This is a genomic window from Nocardia sp. NPDC051570, from assembly GCF_044454005.1.
GTDB lineage: Bacteria > Actinomycetota > Actinomycetes > Mycobacteriales > Mycobacteriaceae > Nocardia.
In genome coordinates this window covers 554,666-568,700 of record NZ_JBITDI010000004.1, presented here as the reverse complement: position 1 = coordinate 568,700, position 14,035 = coordinate 554,666, and the positions used below count along the sequence as shown (strand labels likewise).

Below are 14,035 nucleotides of genomic sequence, written 5' to 3'. Positions count from 1 at the left end.
TTCTGGCAAGACCTGCTCTGCTTCGGAGCCTACGCCCGAAAACTAAGTGACACTAGGTTTTCATTGTGTCCGACCGCGCCGACCTGCATCGACGCCCGGTCGAACGCCGGATCCATGCTTCCGGGTGAAATGCTTCACACCTCTTGACGGCATCTCGAGCCCGCGTTTTCGCGGCGACCGTACTGCTAGCCGTCGCTGGGGGCCCGGCCGTCGTCCGGGTTCGACGCATCCGCTGAGCGGCCTGGGATCAGGGCCTGCGCGAGCCGTTGCATATCCGCCAGGATGTCGATACTCGGATCGCGCAGCCACCGCAGCTGCAGGCCCTCGATCGCCGCCACGAGAATGCGTGGCAGCCAATCGTCCTCGTCGTCGCCCTGCCCCAGCACCACGCGGAGCACGTCGCGCAGGGCGGCGTCGCGGCGCATCAGAAAGGCATGCGCGGGGTGATTCGGGTCGGCGGCCGCGACCAACATGTCGACGAAAAGCTTGACCTCGCCGGGGGTTTCGTAGGTGCGCTGGATGGCGGCGAAGATCCCGTCCCAGGTCGCCAGGTCGAAGGATTGCCGCGCGACCTCGTCGCGCGCCTCCAGCACGGACACCAGCATGTGGTCCTTGCTATCGAAGTAGTGCAGGACACCGGCCTCGGTCATACCGAGCGATTCGGCGATCTGCTTCAGCGAGGGCTGCTGATTGTCCGCCGCGCCGTAGGCTGCCAGCGCCGCCCGCAGAATCTCCGCGCGCCGTGCGAGTCCTTTGGCGTAGGGGCCGCGTCGTGCTCCAGGTGGCATGGATGGAAACCTCGCACTCTGTGGTTTTGGCGGCCGGACTCACCAGTCGCTCGTCGTGATTACCTTGCGGAAGGTTTCCACCGCGTCGGTCGGGACGCGCCGCAGGGTGGGGTCGCCCGCGACGTCCACCGAGTACAGCCCGAAACGCGGTCGGTAGCTGCCCCATTCGTAGTTGTCGGTGAGGCTCCAGTACAGCAGGCCGACGATGGGGACGCCGCGGTCACGCGCCCGGCCGATGGAGTCCACGACATTGAGCAACTGCTGGCTGCGGGTCAGCCCGTCGGCACGCGGCGCACCGTTATCGGTAGGCATGCCCGATTCGATGACGAAGATGGGGAGTTCGGGGTACTTCTCCGCGTAATAGCCTGTGACGGAACCGATCCCGTCCGGTGGCTGCGGGATGTTCCACGGTGTGCCCAGCGTCAGCTGCCGCATGCCCTCGGCATCGATGTCCGGGTAGTAGATGTCCAGCCCCAGGAAATCGAGATATCCGTCCGCCACCTGGTCCAGGAAGGCGGCATCGGCCGAAACCCGCAGGTTTTCAGGCAGATTGCCGGTGGCCTCGTTACTCGACACCGCGGCGTCCGGATGAGCGGACTTGATCACCGCGTAGGCCCGCTTGTGCGCCGCAACGATATTGGCGGCCATGGCCGCGCTCTGCTCCGATGTCAGCGCGCGCATCCGGGTATCCATGAGAACGTTCACCGCGGGCTCGTTGAACACCAACCACCAAGGGCATGAGCCGAGTTCGCGAACCGCGGTGCCGACATAGGCCAGGAAGTGATCGACCGTGGCGGCCGCCACCCAGCCGCCGTCGTCGAGAATCCATGCGGGATAGGCGAAGTGGTCCAGGGTCGGCATCGGCTCCATCCCGGCCTCGCGGATCGCGGCGACTACGTCACGGTAGTACGCCCAGCCCTGCTCGGATCGCCGCCCGCGTTCGGGCTCCACCCGGGCCCAGTTCACCCCGAACCGGAAGACCTGCGCGCCGAGGTCCCGCGCGAGCGCGATGTCTTCGCGGTAGCGGTGCCGGAAGTCGACGGCCTCGTGATAGGGCTCGAGATCCGGATGTTTGCCATCGGCCAGGTAGATCTGCCAGTTGCAGGGCGGCATGTCGCCCTCGGACTGGAAGGCCGAACCGGCCACTCCCCACCGAAAACCCCGGTGCCATTGCATAGGTCGCCATCCTTTCGCTACCGATCCCGTATCCAGGCCGATCCTCCAGGCGCTTGCGCCGAACCCATCACTCAAAACCGAAGAGTACTAGGTTTTCGAGATTCCCGCTCGATCCGGCCACCGGAGACTTGGATGGTGGGGTCTGACGTGGGTTTGTGAGTGGTGTGCAAGCGGCCGCGTGGGGCTGGTTGTGTGCTCGTCGGGTGTGGAAGGCTGGCGGTATGAACCGATTGGGCAGTGCGACATCGCCTTATCTGCGTCAACATGCTGACAACCCGGTCGACTGGCGTGAGTGGGATGCGGATGCTTTGGCGGAGGCGGCGGCGCGGGATGTGCCGATTCTGCTGTCGATCGGGTACGCGAGTTGCCACTGGTGTCATGTGATGGCGCATGAGTCGTTCGAGGACGAGGCCACCGCGGCGGTGATGAACGAGAACTTCGTCTGTGTGAAGGTCGATCGGGAGGAGCGGCCGGATCTGGATGCGGTGTACATGAATGCCACCGTGGCGATGACCGGTCAGGGTGGTTGGCCCATGACCTGTTTTCTGACGCCCGGCGGGGAACCGTTCTATTGCGGGACGTACTACCCGAAGACGCCGCGGCACGGGATGCCGGCGTTCACGCAGGTGCTGGCCGCGGTGACCGAGACCTGGCGGAATCGGCGCGGGGAGGTCGATACCGCTGCCGCGCAGGTGGCCGAGGCCATGCGGGAGCAGGCCGGGGGGCTGCCGGACGCGCGGGTGAGCATCGGGGCGGATCTGCTCGATCATGCGGTGAACGTGGTTCTGAAGGATGTGGATCCGCAGCACGGCGGGTTCGGGGGTGCGCCCAAGTTCCCGCCCTCGGCGTTGCTGGAGGGGCTGTTGCGCAGCTTTGAGCGCAGCGGGGATGACGGTGTGCTGCAGGTGGTTTCGGTCACCGCGGCGGCGATGGCGCGGGGCGGCATCTATGACCAGCTGGGGGGTGGATTCGCCCGCTATTCGGTGGACGCCGCCTGGGTGGTGCCGCATTTCGAGAAGATGCTCTACGACAACGCGCAGTTGCTGCGGGTGTACGCGCATCTGGCGCGCCGGACGCCGGACCCGTTGGCGCTCAGGATCACTCGGGAGACCGCGCAATTCCTCCTCGACGATCTGGGCACCGCCGAGGGCGGCTTCGCCTCCGCCCTGGATGCCGATACGCATATCGAACCCGGCGCGCCCGGTGTGGAGGGCGCGACCTACGTCTGGACTCCGGCCGAATTCAACGGCGTCCTCGGCGCGCTCGACGGTGCCTGGGCGGCAGAGCTTTTCGGCGTCACCACGGCGGGTACCTTCGAATACGGCACCTCGGTGCTGACCCGCTACACCGACCCCGTCGCGGCGGATCAGGAACGCCTGCACGGTATTCGGGACGCGCTGCGCGCGGAGCGGGATCGCCGCCCGCAGCCCGCGCGCGACGACAAGGTGGTGACCGCCTGGAACGGCATGGCCGTCACCGCCCTGGCGGAGGCCGGCGCGGCGCATCAGCACGACGACTGGATCGCCGCGGCCGCCCGCTGCGCCCGCTTCCTGCTCGACACACATGTGACCGACGGCCGCGTCTGCCGCGCCTCGCTCGGCGGCGTGGCCGGGGCCGCCGCGGGGGTGTTGGAGGATTACGCCTGGCTGGCACTCGGTTTGCTGGCCCTGCATCAGACCGCCGCCGGTGACTGGCTCGACCAGGCCGAGCGCATCCTCGACTCCGCCCTCACCCATTTCGCCGACCCCGACGCGCCCGGCAGCTGGTTCGACACCGCCGACGATGCCGAAACCCTGGTCGCCCGCCCTCGCGATCCGATGGACGGCGCCACTCCGGCCGGGGCCTCGGTCATCGCCGACGCCCTGCTGACCGCCGCGGCCCTCGTCGATACCGAACGGGCGATCCGCTATCGCGAGTTGGCCGATCGGACCCTCGAGCGCGGCGCGATCCTGCTGGCCCGGGCGCCCCGCTCGGCCGGTCACTGGCTGGCGGTGGCCGAGGCCGCGCTGCGCGGGCCGATCCAGGTGGCCGTCGTCGTCGGCCGGGACGACGAGCGGGGTTGGGCCGCACACCTTGTCGCCGCCGCCCGGGCGGCCGCACCCGGCGGTTCGGTCATCGTCTCGGGCGGGACGGATTCCGAGCCGCTGCTGCGGGACCGTCCGCCCCTGCGCGGGGAGTCCGCGGCCTATATCTGCCGCGGGTCGGTCTGCGATCTGCCGGTGACCACTCTCGACGAGCTGCGGGCCGGACTCGTGCGGACGTAGCGCCGGTGGCACTGATCTTGGACCATAGCCGTTTCGTATGAGATTCGAACCGGCACAGCCCTGTCGCTTGCCGAGGTGATTTCCGGACGGCAGGATTGCCTCGCCAAGAGCAACCCGAAATCACCGCCGACCGCATGTGCAGGGAGATCGCGTGAGATTGCGACGACGTAAGAACCGTTCACTTCCGCTGACTCGGCGTGCCGTGGTGGCGACGGTGGCCGCCGCGGCGGCGGTGGTATCGATCACAGCGACCTCCGCGTCGGCACGGCCCATCGGGGCCTTCGATGTGGGCGGCGCGATCGAGGCCGAATACGACCGGGCGGGCGGCTTCACGACGTTCGGCAATCCCGTCGGACCCGAATCGGATGCGGCGCGCGGCGGCCGATTCCAGGTGTTCGAGCGCAATACCTCGATCTACTGGTCGGTGGGCACCGACGCACACCTGGTCGGCGGCCTGATCCGGGACAAGTGGGCGGCGCTGGGCTGGGAGAACAGTCCGCTCGGCTTCCCGATCACCGATGAGCAGAAGGCCCGCAAGGGCGACGGCCGCTACAACCTGTTCGACGGCGGTTCGCTCTACTGGTCCCCGCGTACCGGCGCGCACGCCGTCTGGGGCGCGATCCGCGATGTCTGGGTCAGCAATGTCGCCGAATCGGGCCGCTACGGCTATCCGACCAGCGACGAATACAACTACCAGGGCGGCAAGGCGCAGGACTTCCAGGGCGGCCGAATCACCTGGCATCCGTAGGGATTTCGGCGCCCACCGCGGATAGATCCGTCCAGCACGAGGTCGGCTCCTTGCGGCCGCGCAGCTGAATCGTCTCGTAGTGCGCCCATTTCGCGCGCTCGTATTCGGTGGCGGCCTCGATCACGGCCTGGCTCACCAGAATTCGGCGCGCGGCGTGTTTGGCCTCGGTGGTGAGCCGGGACGCCTCGTTCACCGCGTCGCCGATCACGGTGTACTCCAGGCGGGTGTCGGCGCCGACGTCCCCGGCGAACACCAGCCCGCGCGCCACGCCGATGCCGATATCGAGCTCGCCCACCGCGGCCACCTCGTCGCGGATGCGGCGGGCCGCCCGTAGCGCGGGAGTCGCGTTGTCGCGCAGGGCGATCGGCGCGCCGAAGATGCACAGCGCCGCATCGCCCTCGAACTTGTTGACCAGTCCGCCGTTGTCCTCGGTCGCCGAGACCACCGTGGCGAGAAGCCGATTCAGCTTGGCGACGAATTCGCGCGGCGCGAGTTCGGTGGACAGTTCCACCGACGCGACGACGTCGACGAACAGCGCGGCCACCACCCGCACATCGCCGGTCAGATCGACCGAACCCGACAGCGCCCGCTCGGCGACCTCGGTGCCGACATGGCGGCCGAACACCTCGCGCATCCGTTCGCGCTCGGCCAGATTGGCCGCGAGCTCGTTCACCGAATGCTCCAGCCGCCCGATCTCGCTGGCGCTGCCGACCGGCACCCGCACGTCCAGATCCCCGTGCGCGATGCCGTCCAGCGCCTGCCGCAGAGTGCGCAGCGGGGCGGCGACCGCCCGCGCGAGGGTCGCCATGGTCAGCACGCCCACCGCGAGCCCGACCAGCGACATGTAGATCGCGGTCCGAATCCGGTCCTGGCCGTCGGCGACCGGATCGGCCAGGACCGTGATCAACATGAGCAGCGGCATCGCCCCGGCCACCGCCCAGGACACCACCAGCCGATTGAGCACCGTGGAACTCCAGTGCATGGTGCCACCCAGCACCACCGCCACGATCGGGATCACCGGCCGGATGAGGCGATCGACGACCAGGAAGGTGAATCCGGCCGACTCCAGCCCGCCGAGGGTGAACATCGCGGCGATCACCGCGATCCCCTTCGGCGGCACCGCATGGGCGAGGATGGCCGTCACGATCGCGACGCCGGGCAGCCAGATGGCCAGGATCCGAGCGGTGATGGCGATCGGCAGGTTCAGCAGCCGCCGCGCCTCCGAATCGCTCGGGCGGCGGCCCTGATCGAGCCAGCCGAAGTACCGGAACCGATCCCGCATGGCCAGCACGAATCCGGCGGAGGCGCCCACGGCCGGATAGATCGACGCCTGCCCGAACGTGGTGAGCCAGTCCGGCCCGAGCCGGCCGAGGAATCCGCTCATCCACAGCTCGGTCCCGATGACTCCGAGACCACCGAGATTGCAGGCCAGCACCACGACCGACAGGCCCCACGGCGCCCGCAGCGCCCACAGGATCAGCCGCGCGATCATGGCCGCAGCATAGAACGTGGCCTACTGCAGCACGACCAGCCACACCGCGATGTAATGGCACAGTGCCGCGACAACCGTTGCCGCATGGAAGAATTCGTGATGTCCGAAGGTGCCGGGCCAGGGATTGGGCCATTTGGTGGCGTAGAGGATCGCGCCCGCGCTGTAGACGATGCCCCCGATGAGCAGCAGCACCATCGGCGCGACGCCGATCTTATGGGTCAGGGTCGCCGCGACCGGCACGATCGCCCAGCCCAGCAGCAGGTACAGCGGCACCCCGACCCAGCGGGGCGCGGTCGGCCACAGCAGTTTCAACGCCACCCCGGCCAGCGCGCCCGCCCACACCACGCTCAGCAGCACGATCCCGGTGCGCCCGGGCAGTCCGAGCAGCGCGAAGGGGGTATAGGTCCCGGCGATGAACAGGAAGATCATCGAGTGATCGGCCCGCTTCATATGCACGCGGGTCCGCACGGACTCCCAGTGCACTCGGTGATAGGTCGCGCTGACCCCGAACACCCCGCAGATCGTCAGCCCGTACACCAGCGTCGACCACGCCGCGGTCGCCGAGATCGTCGACGCCGTACCGACCAGTGCCACCACCGCGACCGCCGCCACCGCGACCGCATAGGTGTGAATCCACCCCCGCATCCGCGGCTTGTGCCCGATGCTCGTGAGTTCCTCCAGCAAGTCCTACCTCCTGAGCAACCTACGGTACCGTAGGTTTGTGGCGGAGACACTGAGGCGCCGGTGCGCCGCCTGTTAGGCGTAGGGTGGACCGCCGTGGAGATTGCTAGTCGGGTGCGTGGTCTGCCCTATCGCATCTACGAAGCGCGGCTGTCGAAACAGCTGGCGGGCAAACAACATCCGCGCCACGTGGCCGTGGTGTGCGACGGTAATCGCCGCTGGGCACGGGAGAACGGGTTCACCGATGTCACTCACGGACATCGGGTGGGCGCGCTGAAGATCGCCGAATTGGTCGGCTGGTGTCAGGCCGAGGGCATCGAGATGGCGACGGTCTATCTGCTGTCCACCGAGAACCTCGACCGCGCCCCCGACGAGCTGGACACGCTGTTCGAGGTGATCACCGACGTCGTCGAGGAGTTGTCGGCGCCGGAGAAGAACTGGAGCGTGCGGATCGTCGGCTCGCTCGACGGCCTCCCCGGCGAGGTAGCCCGCCGATTGCAGAAGGCGGCCGACGAGACCGACGGGCGCAACGGCATTCACGTCAACGTCGCGATCGGCTACGGCGGGCGGCAGGAGATCGCCGACGCGGTGCGTTCGCTGGTCCGTCAGGAGATGGCCGCGGGGGAGACCGGCGAGGATCTGGTGCAGTCGATCACCGTCAACGCCATCGGCCAGCATCTCTACACCTCCGGACAGCCGGATCCGGATCTGGTCATCCGCACCTCGGGCGAGCAGCGGCTGTCGGGCTTCCTGCTGTGGCAGAGCGCGTACTCCGAGATCTGGTTCACCGAGGCGTACTGGCCGGAGTTCCGGCGGGTGGATTTCCTGCGCGCGCTGCGCGACTATGCCGCGCGCCATCGGCGGTACGGAATCTAGTCCCTACCAGCGGCTCGGTTCCCGTACCGTCGGTCATATGACCGAGAGCGCGACCGGGCAGCGTGGCCCGGTGCAGGCCGAGGAGGGGGCGCAGCCGCCGCCGTCCTACATCAGCTATGAGGAGTTCGGGCGGCACTTCCTCGAATACGCCGCCTCGACGGAGCGCATTGTGGGGGCATTCGGTCAATTGACCGGCGCCGCATTCGATTTCGGCCCGATCGGGGCCGGGCCCGGGAAACTCGCCAAGGTGTCCGCCCAGGTGCAGCTGGGGCAGCCGACGCTGAGCCGCGAGGTCGGGCGGCATATCGAATTCGATCTGAAGATACCGCTGAGCGTGGACCTGACCCTCGATCTGGCCGTGGACCGGCATCGCTACGAGGTCGACGGGTACGTCCGCGTCCATCTGACCGTGCGCACCGCCGAACCCCTGCGGGTGATCATCGATATCGCCGAACCCCGCGCCGGCGATGTGCGCATCAATGTCGACACCGATACCCGGCGTGGACAACTCGTGCGCATCGTCGCGGGCGTGGACCACGAGATCCGCCGTTTCGTCGCGCGGTATATCGCCAAGGAGATCCGCAAGCCGCATATCGCCGCGGCCCGGGATATCGATGTGGCGGGTCGTCTCGATGCCGCCTGGAAACTCTAGTAGCCGTCGCGAATCACAACTTGCGCAGCCGAAGCCGATTGATGGCGTGATCGGCGTCCTTGCGTAACACCAGGGTCGCCCGGGGCCGGGTCGGCAGGATGTTCTCGACGAGATTGGGCCGGTTGGTGGAGTTCCAGATCTCCTCGGCGGCCACCGTGGCCTCCTTGTCGCTGAACTTCGAATAGTGATGGAAGTGCGAATTCGGGTTCGCGAAGGCCGTCTTGCGCAGCGTGAGAAAACGATTCACATACCAGTGCTCGATATCCTCGATGCGGGCATCGACGTAGATGGAGAAATCGAACAGGTCCGACACCATCAACCGCGGACCGGTCTGCAGCACGTTGAGGCCCTCCATGATGAGGATGTCGGGCTGGCGCACGCAATGGAACTCGTCCGGCACGATGTCGTAGCGGATATGCGAATACACCGGCGCGCAGACCTCGGACTGACCGGATTTCACCTCGGTGACGAAGCGCAGCAGTTTGCGCCGGTCGTAGCTCTCCGGAAAACCCTTACGGTGCATGATGCCGCGCCGGGTCAGTTCGGCGGTGGGATACAGGAATCCGTCGGTGGTGACCAGGTCGACCCGCGGATGATGGTCCCAGCGCGCGAGCAGCGCCTGCAGCACGCGCGCGGTGGTGGATTTGCCGACCGCGACACTGCCCGCGATGCCGATGACGAAGGGCACCTGATGATCCGGATGTGTTTCGCCGAGAAAGGTTGCGGTGGCGGCGAACAGGCGCTGGCGCGCGGCGACCTGCAGATGGATGAGCCGGGCCAGCGGCAGATAAACCTCCGCGACCTCCTCCAGATCGATCTGCTCGCCGAGGCCGCGCAGCCCGACCAGTTCTTCCTCGGTGAGGACCAGCGGAGTCGATTTCCGCAGGGTGCGCCACTGCTTCCGATCGAATTCCACGTAGGGACTCGGTTCGCTCATCCGTGCCACTGCGCACACCCCTGATTCGATAAGCACGGTGCCCCGGCCAACGGTCCTCGCATAGCCGAATTCTCCTCGCGGGCAACGGCCCGGTGTACGCCGGGTGTGATTACTCACCGGTAACAACGAGTGATATTCGTCGCAGCGGTAGCCGGGCTATCGTCTCCTCCATGCACGCGCACCCGCTCGTCACCGAATACCTGCGGCTGGGTCTGGCATTCGATCGCCTCGAACCCGGCTTCGTCGACGCCTATACCGGCGATCCGGCCCTGCGCCGGGCCTCCGAATCCGCCCCGGCCCCGCAGCCGCGCGAATTGGCCACGCGCGCAGCCGATCTGCGCCGCGAGCTGTCGGCGGCGGGCCTGTCCGGCGAGCGCACCGAATTCCTCGAGGTACACCTGCGGGCGCTGGAATGTTCGGCGCGCAAGTTCGCCGGTGAGCGGATAGGGTTCATCGACGAGGTGCGGGCCTACTTCGATGTCGATATCGTGCCCGGTGAGGTCGAGGACTATCGCGAGGCCCACCGGCAGCTCGAGGAGGTTCTGCCCGGCGACGGGGCGCTGCTGGATCGGGTGACGGCCCATCGCAAGGCCGACGAGATTCCGCCGGACCGGCTGCGTGAATGCGTGGCCGCGTTCTCCGGCGCGCTGCGCGAGCTGGTGCGCGAACGCTATCCGCTGCCCGAGCACGAGCGGGTCGACTACGAGGTGGTCGGCGACAAGCCCTGGTCCGGCTTCAACTACTACCTGGGCGACTATCACTCCCGGGTGGCGATCAACTCCGATCTCAAACAACATATGGCCTTCCTGCCGACGCTCATCGCGCATGAGGCGTATCCGGGCCATCACACCGAACATTGCCGCAAGGAGGCCGGACTGGTCGCGGCCGGACACGACGAGCAGACCCTGTTCCTGGTCAACACCCCGCAGTGCCTGATGGCCGAGGGTCTGGCGGATCTGGCGCTGAAGTCCATCGTGGGCCCGGAGTGGGGCCACTGGGCGCAGGAGATCTACGCGGATCTGGGCCTGCGCTTCGACGGCGAACGGGCGCAACGGTTTTCGCGGGCATCGGCGAATCTGCTCGGGGTGCGCCAGGATGCGGCGCTGCTGCTGCATGATCGCGGCCGCGACGTCGACGAGGTGGCGGAGTTCCTGCAGCGCTGGGGCCTGGCCACGCCCGATCGGGCCCGGCAGGCATTGCGTTTCCTGTCCGCACCGCTGTGGCGGGCCTACACCAGCACCTACGTCGAGGGCTATCGCCTGCTCGGTGGCTGGCTGGATCGGGCCGTCGACGCCGGCGACCGGGCCGATCGCTTCCGCCGACTGCTGGATGAACCGCTCACGCCGGGCGCGGTCCGCAGCCTGGCCTGACGGCGGTGACCGAATCGGTCTGTGACCGTGTGAGATTCGCATGCGGGGGCCGGATGCGCGCAGCCCCGAGTTGCGCGGGCCGCAGCGCTAGCGGGGGCCGGGGCAGCCGACCACCGCGCAGAAGACCGTGGCGAGGACCAGTAGTAGTTGCTCGAACAGGTTGGGCGACGGATACATGGCGACACCTCCGAAAGATGTGATCCACGTTACCTTTTCGAGCGGTTCGGTGCTGTCGGGACGGTTGTGCCCGGTCCCCGCGGCGGGCACAACGATGCGCGGTGACTACTGGATGGTCATGCAGCCCTGGCCCGAGGAGAGCGAACACATCAGCGTCGAGAGCATGCGCATCAGGCCCTCGATCGGGTTGTCGGCGACGGAGATGAAGCTGAGCATGGTATGCCTTTCGGATTCGAAGGAAACGCGGCCGCAACGCGGCCGCAACGCGGCCGGAGTCATCTTGCAGAATCCCGTTGGTCTGCTTCGAGTGTTTTGCGTCATTTCTCGATCATTTGCCTCACCCTCTCACCGTCGACGAGTGCGGACCACTACCTCTGCGAGGGTGGATTCGGGTCCGCTTAGACTGACTACGTGACCCAGACGACCTCTGCCTCCGTCAACTCCCAGTCGCTAGCCGAACTCGACCCCGAGCTGGCCACCGCGATGGCGGGTGAGCTTGCCCGGGAGCGCGACACCCTCGAGATGATCGCCTCGGAGAACTTCGTGCCGCGCGCGGTGTTGCAGGCGCAGGGCAGCGTGCTCACCAACAAGTACGCCGAGGGCTATCCGGGTCGCCGCTACTACGGCGGCTGCGAGCATGTCGACGTGGTGGAGGATCTGGCGCGCGACCGCGTCAAGGAGCTGTTCGGGGCCGAATTCGCCAATGTGCAGCCGCATTCGGGCGCCCAGGCCAACGCCGCGGTGCTGATGGCGCTGATGAATCCGGGCGAGAAGCTGCTGGGTCTGGATCTGGCGCACGGCGGCCACCTCACCCATGGCATGCGCCTCAACTTCTCCGGCAAGCTCTACGAGGTGCACGCCTACGGGGTGAGCAAGGAAGACCACCGCGTCGATATGGATGAGGTGCGCAAGCAGGCTCTCGCGGTGCGGCCGAAGGTGATCGTGGCCGGCTGGTCGGCGTATCCGCGGCATCTGGACTTCGCGGCGTTCCGGGAGATCGCCGACGAGGTGGGCGCCTATCTGTGGGTCGATATGGCGCACTTCGCCGGTCTGGTCGCCGCCGGGCTGCACCCCTCGCCGGTGCCGCATGCCGATGTGGTGTCCTCCACCGTCCACAAGACGCTCGGCGGGCCGCGCTCGGGTCTGATCCTGGCCAAGCAGGAGTACGCGAAGAAGCTCAATTCCGCGGTGTTCCCGGGTCAGCAGGGCGGTCCGCTCATGCATGCGATCGCCGCGAAGGCGGTGGCGTTCAAGATCGCCGGGACCGAGGAGTTCAAGCAGCGCCAGGAGCGCACCGTGACGGGCGCCAAGCTCCTGGCCGAGCGGCTGACCGCGGCCGACGTCTCCGACTCCGGTGTCACCGTGCTCACCGGCGGTACCGATGTGCATCTGGTGCTGGTCGATCTGCGCAACTCCAAGCTCGACGGTCAGCAGGGCGAGGATCTGCTGCACGAAGTCGGAATCACGGTGAACCGCAACGCCGTTCCGTTCGATCCGCGCCCGCCGATGGTCACCTCCGGCCTGCGCATCGGCACGGCGGCGCTGGCCACCCGCGGCTTCGGTGATACCGAGTTCACCGAGGTGGCCGACATCATCGCCACCGCCCTGAAGGGCGGCGCCGATCTGAACGTGCTGCAGGCCCGAGTCGCCAAGCTGGCCAAGGACTTCCCGCTCTACCAGGGTCTGGAGGAGTGGCGGCTGCTCGGCTGACCCGTCAGCTCTTGGCCGGGCGCGCGGCCGGGGCGACCGTCGATTCGGCGTAGACCGTCGAACATGACAGGCGCATGGTTGTCACCGCGGTGTTCAGGTCGTTCAGCGACTGTTGCACCGCGTCGACCGCGCCGTCGCCCGGCGCCGTGCCCTGTACGGCCTGGTCGAGGCGCAGCAGCGCGGCACGCAGATGGTCACCGGCGTCCGCGACGCCGGAGTAGGCGCGTTTGGTCGCCGCCGAGGTCATCGGTGCGGTCGCGGCGTCCAGCCCGGACTTGATGCGTCCGGCCAGTTCGGCGCCGCTGCCGACCCGCTGACGCAGTTCGGCGATATCGCCGCGGTCCGATGCCGGGCCGATGCCGCCGAGCTGATCGGACAGTTGCCCGAAGGTGTTCTGCAGTCCGCCGATCACCTGGGCGCCGGAACGACAGTCGGCGGTATCGGGATCGGCCGCCGCGGGCGGTGCGGTGTGCTGCTGGCTCGAGCAGCCGGCGAGTGCGGCGACGCTCGCGGTCGTGAGGACCGCGAGCGCCGCCGCCCGGCGTGCCCGAATCACGGTGTTACCGGCCATGATTCGGTACTCCTTCGATTCAGCCGATGATGATTCAGCCGATGACGCTGCGCCACGGCTCCATCAGTTCGTAGTAGACGCTCTCCTCGAATCGGCCGCGGCCGACCAGATCCTGCAGCACCGTGGCGGTGACGGCCTGGCTGACCGCGGTGAGGGTGCCGATCGAGCCGAACGACTGCAGCACCGCGCTCAGATCGCCCGCGCCCGCTCCGGGCGAGACCGCCTGGCCCACAACGAGTCCAGCGGTCTGCAGATTGCGGGAGCGGCCGAACTCCTTGGCCGTCTCGGCCGCGATCTGCATCGGCTGCGGGGTGGCGTTGGCGCCGCCGCCCAGGCTGGACAGCAGCCCGGCCAGGCCCTCGCCGGCCCCGCCGCCCGTGAGCGCGCCGAGCCCGGCCTGCATTTTGTTGGCCGCCGCGGCATTGAGCCGCTCGCGCTCCTCGGCGGTCATCTGGGCCGCGCGCTCGATCAGCGCCATGACCGACCGCCACTGCGGGCCGTACAGGTATTCGAGGTGGAAGGTCGCGACGGTGAGGTCGGGGTTGGGGGTGTCGTAAGCGTCGTTGTTGTAGCCGTTCGAGGTATCCATGTCG

Annotated in this window: 13 protein-coding genes; 6 read left to right on the top strand and 7 right to left on the bottom strand. The window is 67.8% G+C overall.

The genetic code is table 11. The annotated features are described in order from the left end of the window. Positions 1 to 185: 185 nt before the first annotated feature. Complete coding sequence (locus ACIA76_RS12795) at positions 186 to 788, bottom strand: TetR/AcrR family transcriptional regulator (RefSeq protein ID WP_397151700.1); 603 nt, start codon at positions 786 to 788, stop codon at positions 186 to 188. 39 nt (positions 789 to 827) lie between these two features. Further along, the gene (locus tag ACIA76_RS12790) at positions 828 to 1,964 is read right to left on the bottom strand and encodes a family 1 glycosylhydrolase (RefSeq protein WP_397151698.1); all 1,137 of its coding nucleotides are present in this window, start codon (positions 1,962 to 1,964) and stop codon (positions 828 to 830) included. 221 nt (positions 1,965 to 2,185) lie between these two features. Here ACIA76_RS12790 and ACIA76_RS12785 point away from each other — a divergent pair, with 221 nt between their 5' ends. Together ACIA76_RS12785 and ACIA76_RS12780 are read left to right on the top strand one after the other, a co-directional pair. Then, positions 2,186 to 4,228, top strand: a complete 2,043-nt coding sequence (locus ACIA76_RS12785; protein ID WP_397151696.1) for a thioredoxin domain-containing protein — start codon at positions 2,186 to 2,188, stop codon at positions 4,226 to 4,228. A 151-nt stretch (positions 4,229 to 4,379) separates the two neighbouring features. After that, entirely contained in the window at positions 4,380 to 4,976 is a 597-nt protein-coding gene (locus ACIA76_RS12780; RefSeq protein ID WP_397151694.1) for an LGFP repeat-containing protein, read from the top strand. Here the strand turns inward: ACIA76_RS12780 and ACIA76_RS12775 are convergent. Both ACIA76_RS12775 and ACIA76_RS12770 read right to left on the bottom strand, forming a co-directional pair. Then, the gene (locus tag ACIA76_RS12775; protein WP_397151692.1) at positions 4,960 to 6,468 is read right to left on the bottom strand and encodes an adenylate/guanylate cyclase domain-containing protein; all 1,509 of its coding nucleotides are present in this window, start codon (positions 6,466 to 6,468) and stop codon (positions 4,960 to 4,962) included. The genes ACIA76_RS12780 and ACIA76_RS12775 overlap by 17 nt on opposite strands. Before the next feature lie 21 nt (positions 6,469 to 6,489). Beyond that, positions 6,490 to 7,113: a hemolysin III family protein gene (locus tag ACIA76_RS12770; RefSeq protein WP_397151978.1), complete on the bottom strand. Its 624-nt coding sequence runs from the start codon at positions 7,111 to 7,113 to the stop codon at positions 6,490 to 6,492. 132 nt (positions 7,114 to 7,245) lie between these two features. Between ACIA76_RS12770 and ACIA76_RS12765 the strand changes: the two genes are divergently transcribed. Continuing rightward, positions 7,246 to 8,025 (top strand): isoprenyl transferase, encoded by a 780-nt coding sequence (locus tag ACIA76_RS12765; RefSeq protein ID WP_397151690.1) that lies wholly within the window; start codon positions 7,246 to 7,248, stop codon positions 8,023 to 8,025. Positions 8,026 to 8,062: 37 nt separating this feature from the next. Beyond that, entirely contained in the window at positions 8,063 to 8,677 is a 615-nt protein-coding gene (locus ACIA76_RS12760) for a hypothetical protein (protein WP_397151688.1), read from the top strand. 13 nt (positions 8,678 to 8,690) lie between these two features. On the opposite strand, the gene coaA is transcribed toward ACIA76_RS12760, so the two are convergent. Beyond that, a complete protein-coding gene (gene coaA / locus ACIA76_RS12755) occupies positions 8,691 to 9,623 on the bottom strand; it encodes a type I pantothenate kinase (protein WP_397151686.1) in 933 nt (310 codons plus the stop codon). Positions 9,624 to 9,784: 161 nt separating this feature from the next. Between coaA and ACIA76_RS12750 the strand changes: the two genes are divergently transcribed. After that, positions 9,785 to 10,984, top strand: a complete 1,200-nt coding sequence (locus ACIA76_RS12750; RefSeq protein ID WP_397151684.1) for a DUF885 domain-containing protein — start codon at positions 9,785 to 9,787, stop codon at positions 10,982 to 10,984. Positions 10,985 to 11,572: 588 nt separating this feature from the next. Further along, the gene (glyA, locus tag ACIA76_RS12745; RefSeq protein WP_397151682.1) at positions 11,573 to 12,871 is read left to right on the top strand and encodes a serine hydroxymethyltransferase; all 1,299 of its coding nucleotides are present in this window, start codon (positions 11,573 to 11,575) and stop codon (positions 12,869 to 12,871) included. 4 nt (positions 12,872 to 12,875) lie between these two features. Here glyA and ACIA76_RS12740 read toward each other — a convergent pair whose 3' ends face one another. Then, a complete protein-coding gene (locus ACIA76_RS12740) occupies positions 12,876 to 13,442 on the bottom strand; it encodes a hypothetical protein (RefSeq protein ID WP_397151680.1) in 567 nt (188 codons plus the stop codon). 34 nt (positions 13,443 to 13,476) lie between these two features. Next, the gene (locus tag ACIA76_RS12735) at positions 13,477 to 14,031 is read right to left on the bottom strand and encodes a hypothetical protein (RefSeq protein ID WP_397151678.1); all 555 of its coding nucleotides are present in this window, start codon (positions 14,029 to 14,031) and stop codon (positions 13,477 to 13,479) included. Positions 14,032 to 14,035 lie beyond the last annotated feature (4 nt).